This is a genomic window from Curtobacterium sp. Curtsp22 (assembly GCF_059492135.1).
Map to the genome: position 1 here is coordinate 394,137 of NZ_CP168519.1, position 21,947 is coordinate 416,083.

Here is a 21,947-nt window from a genome sequence, read left to right on the forward strand (position 1 = left end):
CGCGACCGCAGACAGACAGGAGGCGCGGTGCCAGCTGGCACCGCGCCTCCTGTCCGTTCAGCGCTCGCGTCTGTGGGCGCTACTTCGACTCGTAGAGTCGGCTGCTCTCGTCGTGCCACTCGATGGCGGTCGCCGCGAGCTTGTCCTTGAACTCGGCGCCGTGGTGCGCACAGAAGTACAGCTCACCGCTGGCCATGGTGGCCCGGATGTACGCCTGCGCGCCGCAGCTGTCGCAACGGTCGGCAGCGGTGAGCTGGTGGCTGCTGACTTCGTCGATGGAGAGGTCCTGCACGGTCTGGGTCATTGCTGTGCTCCTCACGGATCGCAGGTGGTGCGGCTTGGTCCACCTATTTCAACACGTGATGCCTGAGAGTGGCGCATTGTGATCGCCCGTTTCGCTCAGCGCGGATCGGCTGTCCCCAGTCCGAGTGTCCGCGCGGTGGTGTCGGTGCGGATCGCTAGCATCGGAAGGTGAGCTCCGACTACTCCGCACGCCATCTCTCCGTCCTCGAAGGGCTCGAGGCGGTCCGCAAGCGTCCGGGCATGTACATCGGGTCGACGGACTCCCGCGGGCTCATGCACTGCCTGTGGGAGATCATCGACAACTCCGTCGACGAAGCCCTCGCCGGGCACGGTGACGAGATCGGCGTGCTGCTGCACCCCGACGGTTCGGTCGAGGTCCGCGACACCGCTCGTGGCATCCCCGTCGACGTCGAGCCGAAGACCGGTCTGACCGGGGTCGAGGTGGTGTTCACGAAGCTCCACGCCGGTGGCAAGTTCGGCTCCGGGTCGTACGCCGCGTCCGGTGGGCTGCACGGTGTCGGTGCCTCGGTCGTGAACGCGCTGTCGGAGCGCCTCGACGTCGAGGTCGACCGCGGCGGCAAGACCTACGCGATGTCGTTCCACCGCGGTGAGCCGGGCACGTTCGCCGGCGACGGGCCGGACGCGCCGTTCACCCCCTTCACCTCCGGCAGCGAGTTGCGCGTCGCCGGCAAGGTGAAGAAGGGCGTGACCGGGTCCCGCGTGCGGTACTGGGCGGACCGGCAGATCTTCACCTCCGACGCGAAGTTCAGCACCAGCGACCTCGTCAGCCGAGCGCGCCAGACGGCCTTCCTCGTGCCCGGGCTCGGCATCACCATCACGGATGCGCGGCCCGCCTCGATCGAGGCAGCGGCCGCGCGGGCGGAGGCCACGGGCACTCCTGTCGAGCCCGGTCCCGTCGTCGAGCGCTTCCGGTACGAGGGCGGGATCGGTGAGTTCGTCGAGCACCTCGCCCTCGACTCCGCCGTCACCGACGTCTGGCGCATCCAGGGGACCGGCAACTTCACCGAGACCGTGCCGATGCTCGACGACAAGGGCCACATGGTGTCGACCTCCGTGTCGCGTGAATGCGAGGTCGACCTCGCGCTGCGATGGGGCAGTGGCTACGAGACGGTGTTCCGCAGCTTCGTCAACATCATCGCGACGCCGAAGGGCGGCACGCACCAGGCCGGCTTCGAGTCCGGCGTGGTCAAGGCCGTGCGCGCCCAGGTCGAGGCGAACGCCCGCAAGCTCAAGGTCGGGCAGGACAAGCTCGAGAAGGACGACGTGCTCGCCGGCATGACCGCGGTGCTCACCGTCCGCCTGCCCGAGCCGCAGTTCGAAGGTCAGACGAAGGAGGTCCTCGGCACCCCGGCGGTCCGCAAGATCGTCGACCAGGTCGTGTCGAAGCGCCTCACCGAGATCCTCACGTCGACCCAGCGCACCGAGAAGGCCCAGGCAGCGACCCTGCTCGAGAAGGTCGTCGCCGAGATGAAGACGCGCATCTCGGCCCGGGCGCACAAGGAGACCCAGCGCCGGAAGAACGCGCTCGAGAACTCCTCGCTGCCGACGAAGCTCGCCGACTGCCGCAAGCAGGACGCCGAGGGCACCGAGCTCTTCATCGTCGAGGGCGACTCCGCGCTCGGCACCGCCAAGCTCGCGCGCAACAGCGAGTACCAGGCGCTGCTGCCGATCCGCGGCAAGATCCTCAACGTGCAGAAGGCGTCCGTCTCGGACATGCTCTCGAACGCCGAGTGCGCCTCGATCATCCAGGTCATCGGCGCCGGCTCCGGTCGGACGTTCGAGATCGACCAGGCCCGCTACGGCAAGGTCATCATCATGTCCGACGCCGACGTCGACGGCGCTCACATCCGGACACTCCTGCTCACACTGTTCTTCCGGTACATGCGGCCGATGATCGAGCAGGGTCGGGTGTTCGCTGCCGTGCCGCCGCTGCACCGGGTCGTCGTGGTCAACCGCGGCAAGGCGAACGACACGCTGTACACGTACTCCGAGGCCGAGCTGCAGGCCGTGCTGAAGAAGCTCGAGAAGCAGGGCAAGAAGTACCAGGAGCCGATCCAGCGGTACAAGGGCCTCGGTGAGATGGACGCCGACCAGTTGGCGGAGACCACGATGGACCGCACGCACCGGACGCTGCGCCGGGTGAACATCACCGATGCCGAGGGTGCTGCGAAGGTCTTCGAGCTGCTCATGGGCAACGACGTGGCGCCGCGCAAGGAGTTCATCCTCGCGGGCGAGGGCCTCGACCGCGACCGTATCGACGCGTAGGCGGCGCTGCGCGCTGCGCGCGCGGCGCCCCCGAGTCTCGCCTCAGCGGACACTTTCGCGCCGCGGCGGCGCGAGTTCTGTCCGCCAGGCCGAGTCTCGGCGGCGCCGTGCGGCGCGTCCTCACGCGCTGGGCGCGAAAGTTCGCAGCGCGGTCCGGTGGTCGTCACCATGGGCGGACGGGAGGCGCGGTGCGGGGCCGTCCCGCGCCTCCCGTCCGCGTGTTCACGCGCTGGGCGACCGTTCACGCGGCGAGAGCCCCGTGAACTGTCGCCTGGCGCGAAACGTCGCCGCCGGCGCGGCCGCGCGAGGGCGAGTCTCGGCTGGGCGGACGGTTTCGCGCCGCGACGGCGCGAGGACTGTCCGCGGGGCCGAGTCTCGGCGTCCGCCGCGGCGCGGCCGCGTGTTCACGCGCTGGGCGACATTTCACGGGGCGAGGGCCCCGTGAACTTTCGCCTGGCCGGAAACGTCGCCGCCGCGCCGCGGCGCGCCTACGCCTCGCCGGCGGTGCCGTCGAGCGCCGCCGCGCTCCCACCGATCGAGTCGATGACAGCGTCGAGCGGCGCCCCCGACCCGTCGCGCTTCGACAGCCAGTCCGGCAGCGTCCGGGCAGCGCCGTCCGCCCCGACCGCGTGCGGGGGAGCGATGCCCGCCCACGCCACCGTCAGGCCGTCCTCACCCTTGAGGAACGCGTGCGCCCGGACCCCCTGGGTCGCACGACCCTTCGCCGGGAACTCCGACAGGGCCGAGACCTTGGCGCGGCCGGTGTCGGTGCCGGGCAGCGCCGAGGACGACGCCGAGACGGTCGCGACCACGGCGTCGTCGGAGCGGGCGACGGATCCGAACCAGATCGCCGAGGCACCCGCGGCGAGGGCCACGCCGGCGACCCCACCGGCGGGGAGGCCCTGCGCACGGACGCCGGACGCCGGGAACCGCAGCAGCTGCGCGTTCGAGGTGATGAACACGAGGTCGTCCGACTCGGGCGCCTGGGCGGCACCGACGACCGCGTCGCCGGGCTTCAGCCCGATGGCGGGGAACTCGGGCTTGTCCGGCCAGGCTCCGGGCACGACGCGCTTCACGACGCCCTGCACGGTGCCGATGGCGAGCGAGTCCGACGAGGCGCCGGAGAGGTCGACGAGGGCGACCACGGTCTCGCCGCGGGCGATGCCGAGGAAGTCCGTCACCCGGACGCCGGCGTCGAGTCGGACCGCGGCTGGCGGCACGGCGGGGACGTCGACGGGGGAGAGCCGGATCACGCGCCCGGTCGACGTGAGCGCCCCGACCTGCCCGCGCACCGAACTGACGATCGACGAGCGGACGGCGTCGTGCTTGGACCGCTTCGGCACCCGGACGATGCCGAGCTCGGACGTCGGGATGTCGACGCGGATGAGCCGCCCGGTGGTCGAGAGCAGCACGCGGCACGGGGAGTCGGCGATCTGCAGGGACTCCGGGTCGACCGCGGCCTTGCGACCACCCTTGACCGGGGCGTCGGCCTCGGTGAGCAGGGTCCGGCGCGGCGTCGCGAACCGGTCGGACACCTCGGTGAGCTCGAGCGCGACCCGGGCACGGAGCCGCTCGTCGGACGCGAGCAGTTCCTCGAGCGCGGCGATGTCGGCGAGCAGCTGGTCGCGCTCGCCCTCGAGCTCGAGGCGTGAGAACTTCGTCAGGCGCCGGAGCCGCAGTTCGAGGATGTACTCGGCCTGCACCTCGGACAGGTCGAACACCGTCTGCAGGCGGGAGCGCGCCGCCTCGGAGTCGTCCGAGGAGCGGATGACCTCGATGACCTCGTCGATGTCGAGGATCGCGATGAGCAGCCCCTCGACCAGGTGCAGTCGCTCCTTCTTGCGCGCGAGGCGGTACTGCGACCGACGTGTGACGACCGAGAGCCGGTGCTGCACGTAGACGTCGAGCAGCTCGCGCAGCCCGAGGGTCTTGGGCGATCCGCCGACCAGCGCGACGTTGTTGATGCCGAAGCCGTCCTCGAGCGGGGTGTGCTTGTACAGCTGCTCGAGCACCGCGGTCGGGTTGAAGCCGCTCTTGATGCCGATGACGAGCCGGAGCCCGTGGTTGCGGTCGGTCAGGTCGTTCACGTCGGAGATGCCGACGAGCTTCTTCGACTGGACGCCGTCCTTGATCTTCTCGATCACGCGCTCCGGGCCGACCAGGTACGGCAGCTCGGTGACCACCAGGCCGACCTTGCGCGGGGTGAGGTTCTCGACGCTCACCTTCGCGCGCGTCCGGAACGAGCCGCGACCGCTGGCGTAGGCGTCGCGCACGCCGGAGAGCCCGACGATGGTGCCGCCGGAGGGCAGGTCGGGGCCCGGCACGAACTCCATCAGCTCGTCGAGCGTCGCCTGCGGGTTCATGAGCAGGTGCTTCGCCGCCTCGACCACCTCGCCGAGGTTGTGCGGCGCCATGTTCGTCGCCATGCCGACCGCGATGCCCGACGCGCCGTTGACGAGCAGGTTCGGGAAGGCCGCGGGCAGCACGCCCGGCTGCATGATCTGGTTGTCGTAGTTCGGGACGAAGTCGACGACGTCCTCGCCCAGGCCCTCGGTCATGGCCATCGACGGCTCGGCGAGGCGGGCCTCGGTGTACCGGGCGGCCGCGGGACCGTCGTCGAGCGAGCCGAAGTTGCCGTGTCCGTCGACGAGCGGCACGCGCATCGTGAACGGCTGCGCCATGCGCACGAGGGCGTCGTAGATCGCGCCGTCGCCGTGCGGGTGCAGCTTGCCCATCACCTCGCCGGTGACGCGGGCGCTCTTCACGTGGCCGCGGTCGGGCCGGAGCCCCATCTCGGCCATCTGGTAGAGGATGCGCCGCTGCACGGGCTTCAGGCCGTCGCGTGCGTCGGGGAGTGCCCGTGAGTAGATGACGGAGTACGCGTACTCGAGGAAGGAGCCCTGCATCTCCTCGGAGACGTCGACGTCCTCGATGCGTTCACCGTCGGGCAGGCCGACTGCTTCCGTGCGTGCCATGGCACCCTTCTGCGAGACTGGGGGAGATGGGAACAAGCGTACCGACGGCCCCCGACGCCACCGCGAACCTCGCCGACGTCTTCCCGAGTTGCCTCGTCGCGCTCGGCGCTGCGGACGACGCCTGGTTGCGTTCCACCGGACTGGAGGCGCGGATCACCCTCCGCCCCGCCCGTTCCGCGATCGTCGTGCTGGTCGACGGCCTCGGTGCCGGCGCGCTGGCAGCGCGCGCCGGACACGCCCGCTGGCTCGCCGCCAGCAAGAAGCGACTGCGCAGCGGCTTCCCGACGACGACGGCGGCCGCACTGAGCACGCTGACGACCGGTCGGTCGCCCGGCACCCACGGCGTGGTCGGGTACAGCGGCTGGAACCCCGACACCGGCCGGGTGATGAACCTGCTGAGCGGCTGGGACGACGAGGTCCCGAAAGACTGGTTCCTCGCCCGCACGCTGTTCACCGAGGCGCCTGAGCTCGGCGTCGACCCGGTGGTGGTCGGACCCGCCCGGTACCGCTCCTCGGGGATGACCGCCAACGTCCTCGCCGGGGCGCGCTACGTCCCGGCCGACTCGATCCCGCAGCGCGTCGACGCCGCCCTCGCCGAGACCGCGACGGGGCGCTCGCTCGTGTACCTCTACGTCCCGGAGCTCGACTCGATCGGGCACAAGCACGGCTGGCAGTCCGACCGGTGGACCGCGGCGCTCGAGCTCCTCGACGGCGAACTCGCTCGGCTCGAGGGCCGTGCCGCCGCCGACGTCGGGATCGTCGTGACGGCCGACCACGGCGTGCTCGACGTCCCCGACCACGCGAACATCGCGCTCGACCCGCTCCTGCTGACCGACGTCGTCGGGGTCGCCGGCGACCCGCGCTGCCGGCAGTTCACGGTCGCACCGGGCACCGACGTCCGCTCCCTCGTCGGGCAGTTCCGGGCGCGCTACGGCAAGAAGGCGTACGTCGCGAGCCGTGACGAGGCGATCGCCGCCGGCTGGTTCGGCGCCGTCTCGGACGAGGTCGTCCCGCGCATCGGGGACGTCGTGCTCGTGGCACGGGGGTCTTGGGCGTTCAACGACGACCGGGCCCTGCGCGACGGCGAGTCACCGAAGCGGATGATCGGCCAGCACGGTGCGATGACCGACGAGGAGACCATGGTGCCGCTGCGCCTCGCCGGGGCGTTCGCGCAGTAGCACGAGCACGGGCGTCGCCGGGGATCAGGCCGGGTCGTCGTCCGGCCGGGTCCCGAAGACGATCTCGTCCCAGCTCGGCATCGACCGTCGGTTCCGCTTCTTGCGGTCCTGCCGCCCGGCCTCGGCCTCGGGTGCGGAGGTGGGTCGAGCGTCCGGCTGCGGCGCGGTGTCCGACGAGTCCTCGAACCCCTGCAGCGGGATGTCGACGACGCTGATCGAGGTCCGTCGTCCGTCGTCCTGCGGCGGTTCGCCGAAGGCCGCGGCCTCGCGCTCGCCACGACGGCGGCGGAGCGCCTCGAGCAGGTCGGCGGTCTCGTTGCCGGGGGCGCGTTCCTCGACGGCGGCTCCGATGCGGGGGAGCGGCGCGCGGAGCGGACGCTCCTGCACCTCGGGGTTCGTGACGTCCTCGTCGGGTTCGTCGACCCGGAACGCGCCGGAGTCGAACCGCGTCCCGTCGGTGTCCTGGTGGTCGTTCTCGACCGCACGGAGGCGCGGCGCGATGCCCTCGTCCTCGGTGTGCGAGAGCCGGTGCGCGTCGCCGTTGTCGGGCGTCAGTGTCGACGTCTTCGGGTCGAAGCGCCACTGGGCGTCGTGCTCGACCTCGGCGGCCGTGTAGTGCACGCGGACCTGCCAGCCGCTCTCGACGTGCTTCCACGACGCCCAGGCGATCCCGCTGGCCTCGCCCGCCTCGAGCTTGGCGGTGATCGCCTCGCCGAAGGTGTCGGGCGACTCGTCGTCGACCGGGGTGACCGGCACGCGGTGCGCGGCGTCGAGGATGAAGGCACGCTCGGCGAGGACGGGGCCCTCGAAGCGCCGCACGTACTCGACGTCGACGTCGAGCGCCAGGGCGACCTCGGCGGCATCGGCACCGCCGCGGATCCGCGCCTGCACGTCCTTGGGGGACACGCGCTTGTGCGGACCGGACTCGGGGTTCGCCTGCCGGACCTGACCGGGCAGCGACGAGGTGACGGGCAGTCGGAACTCGGTCCCGCCGTCGGTCGCGAGCAGGAGTGCCCCGGACTCCACCCCGATGACTCTCACGTCTTGCATGGTTCCGCCTTCCGAGCGTCGCGTACGGTCGTGCCTCGTACCCCGTGAGTATGCAGCCGTCCGGACCCGATCCCGCGGAGGCGCACGGGCGTGCCGTGGACTCCCGTGCGAGCGTTTCCGGACAGCGGGAATGGACGGGCGGGCACACGGGTTGCAGCGCCAGAACGACCCGCCGGAGACTTCGGTTTGCGCTCTGGCGAGACGTGGTGCAAACTGTCGCCGCCGATCACCGGCGACGACCTCTCGATACGAGAAATGGATGGGCATGGCCACCGATTACGACGCCCCCCGGAAGACCGACGACAACTCCGACTCGGAGTCGATCGAGGCCCTCAAGGAGCGCGTTCCCGACAAGATGTCGGGGGTCGTCGATGATGATTCCGACAACCCCGGCAGCTTCGAGCTCGCCGGACAGGACCTCAGCGACGTCGACCTCGACGTCGTCGTGCTCCCGCCCCAGGTCGACGAGTTCACCTGCGTCGAGTGCTTCCTCGTGAAGCACCGCTCGCAGCTCGACCACGAGTCGAAGCTCGGCCCGGTCTGCGCGGAGTGCGCGGCGCTCTAGGGAACGCACGAAACCAGAACGGCCCGTCACCGCGAGGTGACGGGCCGTTCTGCGTGCGCTGGGCGTTCGGACGCGCGCCGTGCCGGACAGCAGGCGCGGGTCGGGCCCGCACCGCGCCTCCTGGATCGCAGGTGGGGACTCAGGACCGCAGGGCGGCGACGACGGCCGACGGGTTGCGGACGCTGACCAGCCAGTAGGGCGTCGGGTCCGCGGGGTCCTGCACCTCGACCTTGACGACGCCGCGCACGTAGCCGCGGAAGAGCGTCCAGGCGCGGGCGTCGAGCTTCGGCCCGCGCTGCGTGGTGGCCTCGGCGCCCTCGTAGCCCTCGACCTCGCCCACGAGCGTCCGCGGGAGGTGCGCCCGACCGGCGCGGAACTCGGTCTCGGTGACCTCGATGGTCGGAGCCAGCGCCCAGAGCAGCACGAGCACGCCGAGGTACATGCCGACCGCCACGAGGACGCCGGCGAGCACGCTGATCGGCAGGAACACGAGGAGGCTGGCGGGGATGACGAGCGCCGTCGCCAGGTAGAGGACGGGCGGAGCCCACAGTCGTTCGCGGTACAGGGTCACGACACCATTCGACCACGACTCCGACCAGGTCACGGAACGGTCACGGTCTGCACTACCCTCGACACGTGACCGAACCAGTCGACGTGCTCTGGACCGGGGAGAACGCTCCCGGATACGCCCACCCCGGTGACGCCGGTGCGGACCTCGTCTCGACCGAGGCGTTCGTCCTGCAGCCCGGCGAGCGTCGGCTCGTGGGCACGGGCCTGAAGATCGCGCTGCCGGACGGGTACGCCGCGTTCGTGGTCCCGCGCAGCGGTCTCGCCGCGAAGCACGGCATCACGATCGTGAACGCGCCCGGCACCGTGGACGCCGGGTACCGCGGCGAGATCAAGGTCGCGCTGCTCAACACCGACCAGGCCGCCGCGCACGAGGTGCACGTCGGCGACCGCATCGCCCAGATGATCGTCATGCCGGTCCCGCGCGTGTCGTTCACCCGCGTCGACGAGCTGCCCGACAGCGTCCGCGGCCAGGGCGGGTTCGGCTCGTCGGGCTACGGTGACCGGAGCGGTGCCGTCAGCGGCGCCGCGGACAACGCTCAGGAAGGAACGCGCGCATGAAGTTCGGCCGACGCAAGCGTGACGAGGTCGAGGTGGCGGACGCCGTCGCCGACGAGGTCGAGGTGGCCGAGACGACGCCGGAGGTCGACATCGCGATCGACGCCGACGCCGACCTCGACGAGGTGGACGCCGTCGCGCCGACCGACAAGTCCGCGCCCGAGGACCGTGCCGAGAGCGGCCCGCACGACGAGACCGAGGCGAACCTGGTCCGTCCGTACGTCGACCTCGGCGGCGTGAAGGTCCTCCCGCGCGAGGGGCTCCACCTGCGGCTCGAGGTGGAGGAGGGCTCGCAGCGCGTCGTCGCGGTCGGGCTCGACTACGACGAGTCCACGCTGCAGGTGCAGCCGTTCGCCGCACCGCGCTCCACGGGGCTCTGGCACGAGATCCGCGCCCAGATCGCCGAGCAGATCGAGCGCCAGGGCGGCATCGTGTCCGAGGTCGACGGTCCGTTCGGCCCCGAGCTCCGCGCCCAGGTCCCGGTCGTCTCCGACGGCACGGGCGTCACCGACGGGGCCCGCCCCGCGCGGTTCATCGGCGTCGACGGCCCGCGCTGGTTCCTGCGCGGTGTGATCGCCGGCAAGGCCGCCGAGCAGCCCGACGACGCGGCCGAGATCGAGGACCTGTTCCGCAGCGTCGTCGTGGTCCGCGGGACCACCCCGATGCCGCCGCGCGACCTCATCCCGCTGCACATGCCGAAGTCGACGCAGTCGGCGATCTGACCGGCGACCCGAACCAGGAGGCACGGTGCCGGACCACGACGACACCACCCGTCCCGACGCGGACGCGCCCGACGCGCTGCCCTCGTTCAGCGACCAGATGCGTGCCGCCGTCGCCAACACCGGGCTCGGCAAGGTCGCGCCCGGCGAGGCACCGTCGGGGCATGCCCTCGTCGCGGCCATCGGCGGCGTGCGCGGCCTCGTCGAGTCCGTCCTGCCCGGGCTCGCGTTCCTGGTGGTCTACGCGATCACGAAGGAGGTCGTCCCGAGCGTCCTGATCCCGGTCGCGATCGGCGTCGTGTTCGTGGTGCTCCGCCTGCTGCAGCGCCAGTCGCTCGTGATGAGCCTCGCGGGGATCCTCGGCGTGGCGATCTCCGCCGGCCTCGCGCTCATCACCGGGCGGGCCGAGAGCAACTTCATCCCCGGGATCGTCATCAACGCCGTGTGGCTCGTCGGGCTGCTCGTGACGCTGGCCATCCGGCAGCCGCTCATCGGCCTGGTCGTCGGGTTCCTGCTCCCGCCGAACGAGGACGGCACCCCGCAGGACTGGCGCCGCGACCCGGCGAAGCGCCGCGTGCTCACCGTGGCGACCTGGCTCTGGGTCGGACTCTTCGCGATCCGGCTCCTCATCGAGGTGCCGCTGTACCTGACCGCCCAGGTCGAACTGCTCGCCGGCATCAAGCTCATCACGGGCGTCCCGCTCTACGCCGCCCTGCTCTGGGTGACCTGGCTGCTCGTCCGGACGGTGTTCAAGCGCGAGGGCGACGCCACCCGGGTGTAGAGTTGTCTCGACATCGAGATAATTCCCCGCGGCCCTTCCCGGGCTGGCGGGTTTAGGTTTGCCTTGCTGGTGGGACGCCTCGCGCCCCGCTTGGATGGGGGCACACCGATCAACCAGGGAGGCGGCACAGTGGCTGCAGTCAACAGCTTCGGCTCGAAGGACACGCTGTCGGTTGGGGGTGTCGACTACGCGATCCACCGGATCGACACGGTGCCCGGGCACGAGAAGCTCCCGTACAGCCTGAAGGTGCTGCTCGAGAACCTCCTCCGCACCGAGGACGGCAAGAACGTCACCGAGGACCAGATCCGCGCCCTCGGGTCGTGGCAGCCCGACGCCGAGCCGGACACCGAGATCCAGTTCTCGCCGGCCCGCGTGGTCATGCAGGACTTCACCGGCGTCCCGTGCATCGTCGACCTCGCCACCATGCGCGAGGCGATGGCCGAGATCGGCGGCGACCCGAACAAGATCAACCCGCTGTCGCCGGCCGAGATGGTCATCGACCACTCCGTCATCGCCGACCTCTTCGGTCGCGAGGACGCACTCCAGCGCAACACCGACCTCGAGTACGAGCGGAATGGCGAGCGCTACCAGTTCCTCCGCTGGGGCCAGACCGCGTTCGAGGACTTCAAGGTCGTCCCGCCCGGAACCGGCATCGTGCACCAGGTCAACATCGAGTACCTGGCGAAGGTCACCTACACGCGTGACTTCGACGGTGAGACCTACGCCTACCCGGACACCCTCGTCGGCACCGACTCGCACACCACGATGGTGAACGGGCTCGGCGTGCTCGGCTGGGGCGTCGGCGGCATCGAGGCCGAGGCGGCGATGCTCGGCCAGCCGGTGTCGATGCTCATCCCGAAGGTCGTCGGCTTCAAGCTGTCCGGGTCGATCCCGGCCGGCGTGACCGCGACCGACGTGGTGCTCACCATCACGCAGGAGCTCCGCAAGCACGGCGTCGTCGGCAAGTTCGTCGAGTTCTACGGCGAGGGCGTCGGCGAGGTCCCGCTCGCGAACCGCGCCACCATCGGCAACATGTCGCCGGAGTTCGGCTCCACGGCGGCCATGTTCCCGGTCGACGACGTGACGCTCGACTACCTCCGCCTCACCGGCCGCTCCGAGGACCAGATCGCGCTCGTCGAGGCCTACGCCAAGACCCAGGGCCTCTGGCACGACGCTGCGGTCGAGCCGAACTACTCCGAGTACATGGAGCTCGACCTCTCGACGGTCGTCCCCTCGATCTCCGGCCCGAAGCGCCCCCAGGACCGCATCGAGCTCTCGAAGGCGAAGACCCAGTTCGAGGTCGACCTCGGCAACTACACGACGCCGAGCGAGCAGACCGACCTCGACGACGCGGTGGAGGAGACCTTCCCCGCCTCCGACCCGATCGCCGCCGGTTCCACGAACGAGGACACCGCGCTGCACGAGCACGTGTACGTCTCGAGCGCCCCGTCGACGGCCTCGCAGCCGACGAAGGTCGCGATGGACGGGGCCGACCCGTTCACGATCGACCACGGTGCCGTCGCGATCGCCGCGATCACGTCGTGCACGAACACGTCGAACCCGTCGGTCATGATGGCCGCCGGCATCCTCGCCCGGAACGCCGCGAAGAAGGGCCTCACCGCGAAGCCGTGGGTCAAGACCACGCTCGCGCCGGGGTCGAAGGTCGTCACGGACTACTACGAGAAGGCCGGTCTCACGACCTACCTCGAGCAGCTCGGCTTCTACACGGTCGGCTACGGCTGCACCACCTGCATCGGCAATTCGGGCCCGCTGCCGGAGGAGATCTCGCAGGCCGTGCAGGACAACGACCTCGCCGTCACCGCGGTGCTCTCGGGCAACCGCAACTTCGAGGGGCGCATCAACCCCGACGTGAAGATGAACTACCTGGCCTCCCCGCCGCTGGTCATCGCGTACGCCCTCGCCGGGTCGATGCACTTCGACTTCGACAAGGACGCCCTCGGGCAGGACCAGGACGGCAAGGACGTCTTCCTGCAGGACATCTGGCCCGACGCGGTCGAGGTGCAGCAGGTCATCGACGCGTCGATCGACACCGAGATGTTCACCCACGAGTACGGCTCCGTGTTCGAGGGCGACGACCGCTGGAAGAACCTGCCGACCCCGACGGGCGACACGTTCGAGTGGGACACCGAGTCGACCTACGTGCGGAAGCCCCCGTACTTCGAGGGAATGACCATGCAGCCCGACGCGGTGTCGGACATCTCCGGCGCCCGGGTGCTCGCGAAGCTCGGCGACTCGGTCACGACCGACCACATCTCGCCGGCCGGGTCGATCAAGGCCGACAGCCCGGCGGGCAAGTACCTCGCCGAGCACGACGTCGACCGCAAGGACTTCAACTCCTACGGCTCGCGTCGCGGCAACCACGAGGTCATGATCCGCGGCACGTTCGCGAACATCCGCCTCCGCAACCAGCTCCTCGACGGCGTGGAGGGCGGCTACACCCGCGACTTCACCACGCCGGACGGTGCGCAGTCGTTCATCTACGACGCCTCGCAGCACTACCAGGAGCAGGGCATCCCGCTCGTCATCTTCGGCGGCAAGGAGTACGGCTCCGGTTCGTCCCGCGACTGGGCGGCGAAGGGCACGAACCTGCTCGGCGTCCGCGCGGTCATCACCGAGAGCTTCGAGCGCATCCACCGCTCGAACCTCATCGGCATGGGCGTCGTGCCGCTGCAGTTCCCCGCCGGCGAGTCGGTCGAGTCCCTCGGGCTCGACGGCACCGAGGTCGTCTCGATCTCCGGCCTGACCGAGCTGAACGAGGGCCGTACGCCCAAGACGGTGCACGTCACGGCTGCGCCGAGCGAGCACTCGCCCGCCGGCAAGGAGACGATCGAGTTCGACGCGGTCGTCCGCATCGACACCCCGGGTGAGGCGGACTACTACCGCAACGGCGGCATCCTGCAGTACGTGCTGCGGTCGCTCGTCTGACGCACCCGTCCGTTGTCGGGTCACGCGCATAGAGTGGGCCGACAGCCCCACGAAAGGAGCGCCCGTGAGTCTGCTCTCGAGCATCACGTCGCCGCGCGACCTGAAGCGTCTCTCCGACGCGCAGATGACGGACCTCGCCGCCGAGATCCGACGCTTCCTCGTCGCCGAGGTCGCGAAGACCGGCGGCCACCTCGGCCCGAACCTCGGCGTCGTCGAGCTCACGCTGGCCATGCACCGGGTGTTCGACTCGCCGCACGACCCGTTCGTCTTCGACACCGGGCACCAGTCGTACGTGCACAAGCTCGTCACCGGGCGGCAGGACTTCAGTCGGCTGCGCGAGCGCGGCGGCCTCGCCGGGTACCCGCAGCGGAGCGAGTCGGAGCACGACATCGTGGAGTCCTCGCACGCGTCCTCGTCGCTGTCCTGGGCGGACGGCATCTCCCGCGCCTTCGTGCAGACCGGCCAGGCCGACCGGACCGTGGTCGCGGTCGTCGGCGACGGTGCGCTCACCGGCGGGATGACGTGGGAGGCCCTCAACAACATCTCTGACGGCAACGACCGTCGACTCGTCATCGTCGTCAACGACAACGGGCGCTCGTACGCGCCGACCATCGGTGGCATGGCGCGGTTCCTCAGCTCGGTGCGCACGCGCCGCGAGTACCGGGCGCTGTTCGAGAAGTCCCAGGCCGCGGCGGCGCGGTTCGGTGCACCCGGGCGGGCGCTCTACCGCGGGATGCGCGGCGGGCTGCACGGGTTCCTCTCGCGGTTCACGAACAACGAGGCGCTCTACTCGAACCTCGACATCAAGTACATCGGGCCGGTGAACGGGCACGACCAGCGGGCGATGGAGGCTGCACTCCGCCAGGCGAAGGCGTACGGCGCGCCGACGATCGTGCACGCCATCACCGAGAAGGGGCACGGGTTCGAGCCCGCGCTGCGCGACCAGGCCGACCAGTTCCACGCGGTCGGGCACATCGACCCGGAGACCGGCGAGTCGCTCGACGTGTCGTCGGGGCCGTCGTGGACCTCGGTGTTCGCCTCGACGCTGGCGGAGGTCGGCGCGTCGGACGAGAAGATCGTGGCGATCACCGCGGCGATGCTCCGCCCGACCGGGCTGCACCTCTTCCAGGAACAGCACCCCTCGCGCGTGATCGACGTCGGGATCGCCGAGCAGCACGCCGTGACGACCGCGGCCGGACTCGCGTTCGGTGGCCTGCACCCCGTCGTGGCCCTGTACGCGACATTCCTGAACCGGGCGTTCGACCAGGTGCTCATGGACGTCGCCCTGCACAAGGCGGGCGTCACCTTCGTCCTCGACCGCGCGGGCATCACCGGGCCGGACGGGCCGTCGCACCACGGCATGTGGGACCTCGCGTTGCTGCAGGTGGTGCCCGGGATCCGGATCGCCGCACCGCGTGACGCCGCGACCCTGCGCGAGGAGTTCCGTGAGGCCGTCGCCGTCGACGACGCACCGACCGTGCTGCGCTGGTCGAAGGGACAGGTCGGGCCGGACATCGTCGCGGAGCATCGACTCCCGGACGGGGTGGACGTGCTGCGGTCGCCGTCGTCCGACCAGGAGCCCGACGTCCTGTTCGTCGCCGTGGGCTCGATGGTGCCGGTGGCGCTCGACGCGGCGGCGCTGCTCGAGTCCCAGGGCATCGGCGTGACGGTCGTCGACCCGCGGTGGGTGGTGCCGATCCCGGCGTCGCTCATCGACCTGTCGCGTGACCACCGGCTCGTGATCACGCTCGAGGACGGGGTGCGGGTCGGTGGCGTCGGGACACGGCTGCGGCAGGACCTGCGCGCTGCGGGTGTCGACACCGGGGTGAACGAGCTCGGGCTGCCGGACGCGTTCATCGACCACGCGTCGCGGTCCCAGATCCTCGAGGACGTGGGGCTGACCGCGCAGGCGATCGCTCGGGACGTCATCGACCAGGTCGTCGGGACGAAGCTGCCGCAGGCGAAGCCGGCGCGGGCGGCGTCGCGCTCCCGGGAGTCCGCCGACCGCTGAGCGGCGCGTGCGCCGCGCGCCGGTCGTGGCCCGGCGTGGCGGCGCGGCCCGGTCCGGCGGCGCGCGGTTCGGTCGGCCGGCGCACAACGCAACTCACCCCGAACCGCGGATCGCCGTGGTTCGGCGTGACTTTCGTTGTGCGGGCGCGGCACGGGCGCGGCGCGGGCGGGGCTAGTGCGGCGCGGGCGGCCCGGCGGCGGCGGACACGAGCTCGCGCAGGATCGCGCGGGCCATCGGCGTCACCCAGAGGACCTGGCCGTACGACAAGCCGTCGCGGCCCTCGCGGATGATCTCCACGCGCGAGGACGTCGGCCCCTCGCGCGAGAACGTCATGACGATGTTCTCGGCGCGGACGGCGAACGAGGTCCGGCGGCCGATGACGGCCCCGTCCGGACGGATCTCCATCGCCGCTGCTCCCGGGACGGCGTGCACGGCGCGGTCGAGCAGTTCCGGGACCTCGGCGAGCGGCACGGGCACGACGACGCTGGGGTGCCCGGTCGTCCTCGGTGCCCACCACTCCTGTGCCATGGTTCGACCGTACGCCGCACAACGCAAGTCACCCCGAACCACGGATCGCCGTGGTTCGGGGTGACTTCGGTTGTGCGGGGCCGAGCGGCCGCAGCTAGCGCGAGGCCGGCCCGACGATCAGCGGCTCGTGGAACGCCCCGCCGAAGACCCGCTCGGACGCACCGGAACGGTCGAGGTACGGGCTGATGCCACCGGCCTGGAACGGGTAGCCCGCGCCGAGGATGAGCCCGAGGTCGATCTCCTCGACGTGCTGGACGACCTCGTCCTCGAGCATGCGGTGCAGCTCGTCGGCGAGGGCGTCCTCGAAGCGGCGCTGCATCTCGGCAGCGTCGACCGGCCTCGCGTCCTTCTTCGACGGTGCGACGAGCTTCACGGCAGCGGGGTCGTACCCGGTCGCGGTGCCCTTCTTGTCGCGGGTCAGGATGTGCCCGAACTCGGCGATCTTCTTCAGGCCGTCACCCGGGTAGAAGCGCTCCGGCCAGGCGGCGTGGTGCGAGTCGAGCACGTGCGCACCGACCGGCAGGCCGACGAGCTCGAGCAGCTCGAACGGGGACATCGGCAGGCCGAGCGGCGCAGCGCCCTGGGCGACGACGTCGAACGACGTGCCCTCCTCGACGCCGCGCATCGCCTCGCCGAGGACACGGGCGAGCACCCGGTTCACGACGAAGCCCGGCTGGTCGGCCGTGATGATCGCGGTCTTCTTGAGGGTCTTCGCGACGGCGAGGGCCGTGGCGAGGGTCTCGTCGGAGGTCGAGGCGGTGCGCACGACCTCGAGCAGCGGCATCACGGCGACGGGGTTGAAGAAGTGGAACCCGACGAGTCGCGATGGATCGGACAGCACGGAGCCCATCTCGGACACCGACAGCGACGAGGTGTTCGTGGCGAGGATCGCGTCCGGAGCGATGACCTGTTCGATCTTCCGGAAGACCTCCTGCTTGACGCTCATCTCCTCGAAGACGGCCTCGATGACCCAGTCGGCGTCCGCGAACGCGTCGTAGGACACCGACCCGGACACGAGCGCCTTGATGCGGTTCGCGTCGTCGGGGGAGACCCGGCCCTTGTCGAGGAGCTTGTCCACCTCGCCGCGGATGCGCTCCACGCCGGCGTCGACGCGGGACTGGTCGACGTCGGTGATGACGACCGGGACGCCGAGGCGTCGGGCGAAGAGCAGCGCGAACTGGGACGCCATCAGGCCTGCGCCCAGGACGCCGACCTTCGTGACGGGGCGCGGCGAGACGTCCGCAGGGGCGCCCACCGGCTTCTTCGCGCGCTTCTGCACGAGGTCGAACGCGTACATCGACGCGGCGAACTGGTCGCCCGAGATGAGGTCGGCCAGGGCGTCGTCCTCGTCGGCGAACCGCTCGTCGAGCGAGCCGGACTTCGCCGCGGCGACGAGGTCGAGCGCCCGGAACGGCGACTTCGGGACCGTGCCGATCTTCGACGCGACCTGGCTGCGGGCGACCTTGACGACGGTGCCCCACGCAGCCTTCTCGATCATGCCGGGCTCGTTCTTCCGCACGACCTTGGTGCGACCGGACACGACGCCGTCGATCCACGCCACCGCGGACGGCAGGAAGGTGACCGAGGGGATGAGCGCGTCGCCGATGCCGAGCTCGACCGCGGCCGGACCGTCCATCAGGCGGTTGTTCTTGAGCGGGTTCTCGACGATGACGCGGAGCGCCTTCTCGGGGCCGATCAGGCGGGGGAGCAGCGTCGCGCCGCCCCACCCGGGGATGATGCCGAGGAAGACCTCGGGGAGCCCGATGCCCTGCGCGGCCGACGAGAACGCCCGGTACGTGCAGTGCAGCCCGATCTCGAGGCCACCGCCGAGCGCGATCCCGTTGATGAGCGCGAAGGAGGGGACCCCGAGGTCGGAGAGCTTCCGGAGCGTCGCGTGTCCGAGGGCGGCCAGGTCGTGGGCGACTTCCCGCGACGGCACCGAGGCAGCCTGGGAGAGGTCGGCACCGGCGGCGAAGCAGTACTCCTTGCCGGTGATCGCCACGGCCTGGATCGTCCCGGCGGACGCTTCGGTCCGTAGGGTGTCGAGGACCCCGGAGAGCTCGTGCAGCGTGCGCGGCCCGAGGGTCGACGGTCGCTTGTAGTCCTTGCCGTTGTCGAGCGTGATGAGCGCGAGCGTGCCACCGGACGGCAGCGCGACGTGCTTCAGGTACGAGTGGGTGACCACCTCGTCCTCGCTGAGGGCGAGGAGCTGGTCGTTGTCGACGATGGTCATGGTCACGCCGCCTTCCGTGCCGCGGACTTGCTGAAGTTCGGGTTCTCCCAGATGACGGTGCCGCCCTGGCCGAGCCCGATGCACATCGTCGTGATGCCGTACCGGACGTCCGGGCGCTCGGCGAACTGAGCAGCGAGCTGGGTCATCAGGCGGACGCCGCTCGAGGCGAGCGGGTGCCCGACGGCGATCGCGCCGCCCCAGGCGTTCACGTTCGTCGAGTCCTGGGCGATCCCGTAGTTGTCGAGGAAGGCGAGCACCTGGACGGCGAACGCCTCGTTGATCTCGAACAGCCCGATGTCGTCGATCGACAGCCCGGCCTTCGCCAGCGCCTTGTCGGTCGCGGGCACCGGTCCGATGCCCATCACCTCGGGGTCGACGCCCGCGAAGGCGAACGAGACCATGCGCATCTTCGTCGGCAGCCCGTGCTGCTTCGCCGCGTCGGCCGAGGCGAGCAGGCTCATGGTGGCGCCGTCGTTCAGGCCTGCCGCGTTGCCGGCGGTGATGCGTCCGTGCGAGCGGAACGGCGTCTTCAGGGCTGCGAGGGCCTCGAGCGTGGTGCCGGGGCGGGGCGGCTCGTCACTGGAGACGATGTCCCAGCCCTCGCCGGTGTTGACCTCGACCGGCACCAGGTCCGGCTGGAGCTTGCCCGCGGCCCACGCGGCGGCGTAGCGCTGCTGGGACTGGACGGCGTAGGCGTCCGTGCGGTCCTTGGTGATCGCGGGGAAGCGGTCGTGCAGGCGCTCGGCGGTCTTGCCCATCACGAGCGCGTCGCCGTTGACCATGCGCTCGGCGATGAAGCGCGGGTTCGGGTCGGAGTTGAAGCCCATCGGGTGGCGCCCCATGTGCTCGACACCGCCGGCGATGGCGACGTCGGCCGCGCCGAACGCGATGGCGCCGGCGAGGGTGGTCACGCTCGTCATGGCACCGGCGCACATGCGGTCGATCGCGTACCCGGGGACGGTCTTCGGGAGTCCGGCGAGCATGCCGACCGTCCGGCCGAGCGTGAGCCCCTGGTCGCCCTGCTGCGTGGTGGCCGCCACGGCGACGTCGTCCACCGCGGCCCCGTCCAACGAGGCGTTCCGGTCGAGGAGTCCGCGCATCGCGTGCACCGCGAGGTCATCCGCGCGGGTCTTCCAGAACACCCCCTTCTCCCCGGCTCGTCCGAACGGTGTCCGAACTCCGTCGACGAAGACGACGTCTGCTGCCTTTGGCAATCTGGGCCTCCAGATCCTCGTTGATCAGGCTGGGCGCGTCCCGCCCCGCCCGGCCGGGTCCGACCCGGCGTGCACCAGCGACGCTATGCCCCGAGCCTGTGCGGACGCATGCCCGTTGGGGCGTTCCTACGACTCGGTGTTGCTCTCGGCAGCAGGCTCCTGTGCAGCAGCGACAAAGGCGTGCGCGATGATCGACGCCGTCTCCTCGACCTGCCAGGGGCGGGCGTCGTGCGCGGCGAGTACGGCACCGACGGTCTCGGTGGCGATCGGCGTCGGCGGCTCCCACGAGACGGTGCGGAGGGTGTCCGGCGTGAGCAGGTTCTCGACGGGCAGGTCGAGCTCCTCCGCGCGCTGCACCACGGCGGCCCGTGCGGCCTTGTACCGGCGGTCGGCTGCCGGGTTGCGGTCGGCCCAGGCTCGAGGCGGCGGCAGGGCGGGCTCGCCGGCGGATCGGAGGCGGGGGAGGTCCTCGGTCGTGCGACCCTCCTCGACGGCGGCCCACCAGCGGTCGAGCTCGGACCGGCTGGCACGACCCGTGAAGGCCTTCACCCCGCTCAGCTCGCCCTTCGAGGCCGGGTTCGCCGCCGCGGCCGCGACGATCGCCGAGTCCGGGATGGTGCGACCCGGCGCGATGTCGGCTTCGCGGGCGTAGGCGTCGCGTGCCGACCAGAGCGACCGGGCGATCGCGAGTGCCCTGGAGCCACGGAGGGCGTGCATGCCGGACAGGCGGCGCCACGGCTCGGCCTTCGGCGGCTTCGGCGCCCGTGTCAGGACGGCCGCGAACTCCTCTTCGGCGATGCGGGACTTGCCCGCCTCGTCGAGCTTCGCCGCGAGCGCGTCACGGAGGTCGGGGAGCAGCTCGACGTCGAGTGCCGCGTACACCAACCACGACTGCGGGAGCGGCCGGGTCGACCAGTCCGCGGCGGAGTGGGCCTTCGCGAGCGTGATCCCGAGCAGCTGCTCCACGACGGCACCGAGGCCGACCCGGGGGAACCCGGCGATGCGGGCACCGAGCTCGGTGTCGAAGATGCGGGTCGGGACGAGGCCGACCTCCTGCAGGCAGGGGAGGTCCTGCGACGCGGCGTGGAAGAGCCACTCCTCGTCGACGATCGCGTCCTGGAGCTCGGAGAAGTCGCCGATCGGGATCGGGTCGAAGAGGAACGCGCCGGCACCGCGGCGGAACACCTGGATGAGGTACGCCCGCTGCGAGTACCGGTAGCCGCTCGCGCGCTCGGCGTCGACGGCGACCGGGCCGTGGCCCGCCGCGATGGCGGCGACGGCGTCGAGGTACTCCTCGCGCGAGGCGATCACGTGGACCGCGTCGTGCGACGCCTCGAACGCCGGCGACGCCGCGGACGGAGCAGCCGACGACGGAACGGCCGGCGACGCCGACGGAGCAGCCGACGACGGGACAGCGGGCGACGCCCCGGCCGGAGATGCGGGGTCAGTCACGTGCGAGCCTCCTCGGGGCCAACAGGGTCACGCCGTCCGACGCGGGCGGGAGACCGGCGAGCATCGCCACGATCTCCTCCCACGCCTCGACGTGTGCGGTGAGGTCGTCCCCGCGCGGGGTCCACGAGGCGCGCAGTTCGAGCTGCGCCCCGTCGCCCTGCGCCGCGAGGTCGCCGTAGCCGCGGGAGATGATCTTGGTCGCCGTGCCCGAGGCGTGGTCGTAGGTCGCACCGTGCGCGGCGAGCGCGTCGACGAGCCAGCTCCACGTCACGTCGGCGACGAACTCGTCGACACCGATCTCGGGTTCGAGCGGTGCCTGGGCGAAGGTCACGATGCGGAACGACCCGCCCCAGCCCTCGGGTTCGTCCGGGTCGTGCAGGGCGATGAACCGGCCCGTCCCGAGGTCGGAGTCGATGCCGTGCGCCGCACCCGAGACGTCCGCCGCCAGGGCGATCGAGAACGGGGCGATGCGCGACGGCGAGGGGATCTCGGTGACGGTCGTCTCGGCGCGCGCGCCGCCGGACGCCACGAACGCACGGAGCCGCGCGAAGGCGTCGGGCTCTCGGGTTTCGGACACGAAT

At 71.2% G+C, this 21,947-nt stretch carries 17 protein-coding genes; 8 read left to right on the forward strand and 9 right to left on the reverse strand.

The annotated features are described in order from the left end of the window. Positions 1-79: 79 nt before the first annotated feature. Positions 80-304 carry a DUF7455 domain-containing protein gene (locus ACEN8D_RS01870; RefSeq protein ID WP_070418799.1) on the reverse strand — a complete coding sequence of 75 codons (225 nt, stop codon included), beginning with the start codon at positions 302-304 and terminating at the stop codon, positions 80-82. Positions 305-471: 167 nt separating this feature from the next. On the opposite strand from ACEN8D_RS01870, the gene ACEN8D_RS01875 reads away from it, so the two are divergent. Continuing rightward, on the forward strand, positions 472-2,589 hold the full coding sequence (locus ACEN8D_RS01875; protein ID WP_413399979.1) for a DNA gyrase/topoisomerase IV subunit B: 2,118 nt from the start codon (positions 472-474) through the stop codon (positions 2,587-2,589). A 488-nt stretch (positions 2,590-3,077) separates the two neighbouring features. Here ACEN8D_RS01875 and ACEN8D_RS01880 read toward each other — a convergent pair whose 3' ends face one another. Beyond that, a complete protein-coding gene (locus tag ACEN8D_RS01880) occupies positions 3,078-5,564 on the reverse strand; it encodes a DNA gyrase/topoisomerase IV subunit A (RefSeq protein ID WP_495601127.1) in 2,487 nt (828 codons plus the stop codon). Between the two features lie 26 nt (positions 5,565-5,590). On the opposite strand from ACEN8D_RS01880, the gene ACEN8D_RS01885 reads away from it, so the two are divergent. Next, positions 5,591-6,742, forward strand: a complete 1,152-nt coding sequence (locus ACEN8D_RS01885) for an alkaline phosphatase family protein (RefSeq protein WP_413461764.1) — start codon at positions 5,591-5,593, stop codon at positions 6,740-6,742. A gap of 24 nt (positions 6,743-6,766) precedes the next feature. On the opposite strand, the gene sepH is transcribed toward ACEN8D_RS01885, so the two are convergent. Beyond that, a complete protein-coding gene (gene sepH, locus ACEN8D_RS01890; protein WP_413399468.1) occupies positions 6,767-7,792 on the reverse strand; it encodes a septation protein SepH in 1,026 nt (341 codons plus the stop codon). A gap of 265 nt (positions 7,793-8,057) precedes the next feature. On the opposite strand from sepH, the gene ACEN8D_RS01895 reads away from it, so the two are divergent. Next, on the forward strand, positions 8,058-8,357 hold the full coding sequence (locus ACEN8D_RS01895) for a DUF4193 domain-containing protein (protein WP_031263038.1): 300 nt from the start codon (positions 8,058-8,060) through the stop codon (positions 8,355-8,357). A gap of 139 nt (positions 8,358-8,496) precedes the next feature. Here ACEN8D_RS01895 and ACEN8D_RS01900 read toward each other — a convergent pair whose 3' ends face one another. After that, positions 8,497-8,928 carry a DUF3093 domain-containing protein gene (locus ACEN8D_RS01900; RefSeq protein WP_070418804.1) on the reverse strand — a complete coding sequence of 144 codons (432 nt, stop codon included), beginning with the start codon at positions 8,926-8,928 and terminating at the stop codon, positions 8,497-8,499. A gap of 65 nt (positions 8,929-8,993) precedes the next feature. Between ACEN8D_RS01900 and dut the strand changes: the two genes are divergently transcribed. From dut to dxs, 5 genes are all read left to right on the forward strand, one after another. Beyond that, on the forward strand, positions 8,994-9,485 hold the full coding sequence (gene dut / locus ACEN8D_RS01905; protein WP_070418805.1) for a dUTP diphosphatase: 492 nt from the start codon (positions 8,994-8,996) through the stop codon (positions 9,483-9,485). Next, positions 9,482-10,204 carry a DUF3710 domain-containing protein gene (locus tag ACEN8D_RS01910; RefSeq protein WP_229086592.1) on the forward strand — a complete coding sequence of 241 codons (723 nt, stop codon included), beginning with the start codon at positions 9,482-9,484 and terminating at the stop codon, positions 10,202-10,204. The genes dut and ACEN8D_RS01910 overlap by 4 nt, the downstream gene beginning before the upstream one ends. A 25-nt stretch (positions 10,205-10,229) precedes the next feature. Next, positions 10,230-10,982, forward strand: a complete 753-nt coding sequence (locus ACEN8D_RS01915) for a DUF3159 domain-containing protein (RefSeq protein ID WP_261647204.1) — start codon at positions 10,230-10,232, stop codon at positions 10,980-10,982. Positions 10,983-11,111: 129 nt separating this feature from the next. Then, positions 11,112-13,928 carry an aconitate hydratase AcnA gene (gene acnA, locus ACEN8D_RS01920; protein WP_413399113.1) on the forward strand — a complete coding sequence of 939 codons (2,817 nt, stop codon included), beginning with the start codon at positions 11,112-11,114 and terminating at the stop codon, positions 13,926-13,928. 64 nt (positions 13,929-13,992) lie between these two features. After that, positions 13,993-15,939, forward strand: a complete 1,947-nt coding sequence (gene dxs, locus ACEN8D_RS01925) for a 1-deoxy-D-xylulose-5-phosphate synthase (protein WP_413461687.1) — start codon at positions 13,993-13,995, stop codon at positions 15,937-15,939. A 171-nt stretch (positions 15,940-16,110) separates the two neighbouring features. On the opposite strand, the gene ACEN8D_RS01930 is transcribed toward dxs, so the two are convergent. The 5 genes from ACEN8D_RS01930 to ACEN8D_RS01950 all read right to left on the reverse strand — a co-directional run bounded on the left by ACEN8D_RS01930 (position 16,111) and on the right by ACEN8D_RS01950 (position 21,943). Then, on the reverse strand, positions 16,111-16,467 hold the full coding sequence (locus ACEN8D_RS01930; RefSeq protein ID WP_495601128.1) for a hypothetical protein: 357 nt from the start codon (positions 16,465-16,467) through the stop codon (positions 16,111-16,113). Positions 16,468-16,561: 94 nt separating this feature from the next. Continuing rightward, entirely contained in the window at positions 16,562-18,700 is a 2,139-nt protein-coding gene (locus ACEN8D_RS01935) for a 3-hydroxyacyl-CoA dehydrogenase NAD-binding domain-containing protein (RefSeq protein WP_495601241.1), read from the reverse strand. 2 nt (positions 18,701-18,702) lie between these two features. Continuing rightward, the gene (locus tag ACEN8D_RS01940; protein WP_070418811.1) at positions 18,703-19,914 is read right to left on the reverse strand and encodes a thiolase family protein; all 1,212 of its coding nucleotides are present in this window, start codon (positions 19,912-19,914) and stop codon (positions 18,703-18,705) included. Positions 19,915-20,040: 126 nt separating this feature from the next. Then, a complete protein-coding gene (locus ACEN8D_RS01945; protein ID WP_413461733.1) occupies positions 20,041-21,366 on the reverse strand; it encodes an HRDC domain-containing protein in 1,326 nt (441 codons plus the stop codon). Then, the gene (locus ACEN8D_RS01950; RefSeq protein ID WP_070418813.1) at positions 21,359-21,943 is read right to left on the reverse strand and encodes a DUF3000 domain-containing protein; all 585 of its coding nucleotides are present in this window, start codon (positions 21,941-21,943) and stop codon (positions 21,359-21,361) included. Before ACEN8D_RS01950 ends, ACEN8D_RS01945 begins: the two co-directional genes overlap by 8 nt. Between the last annotated feature and the right edge of the window lie 4 nt (positions 21,944-21,947).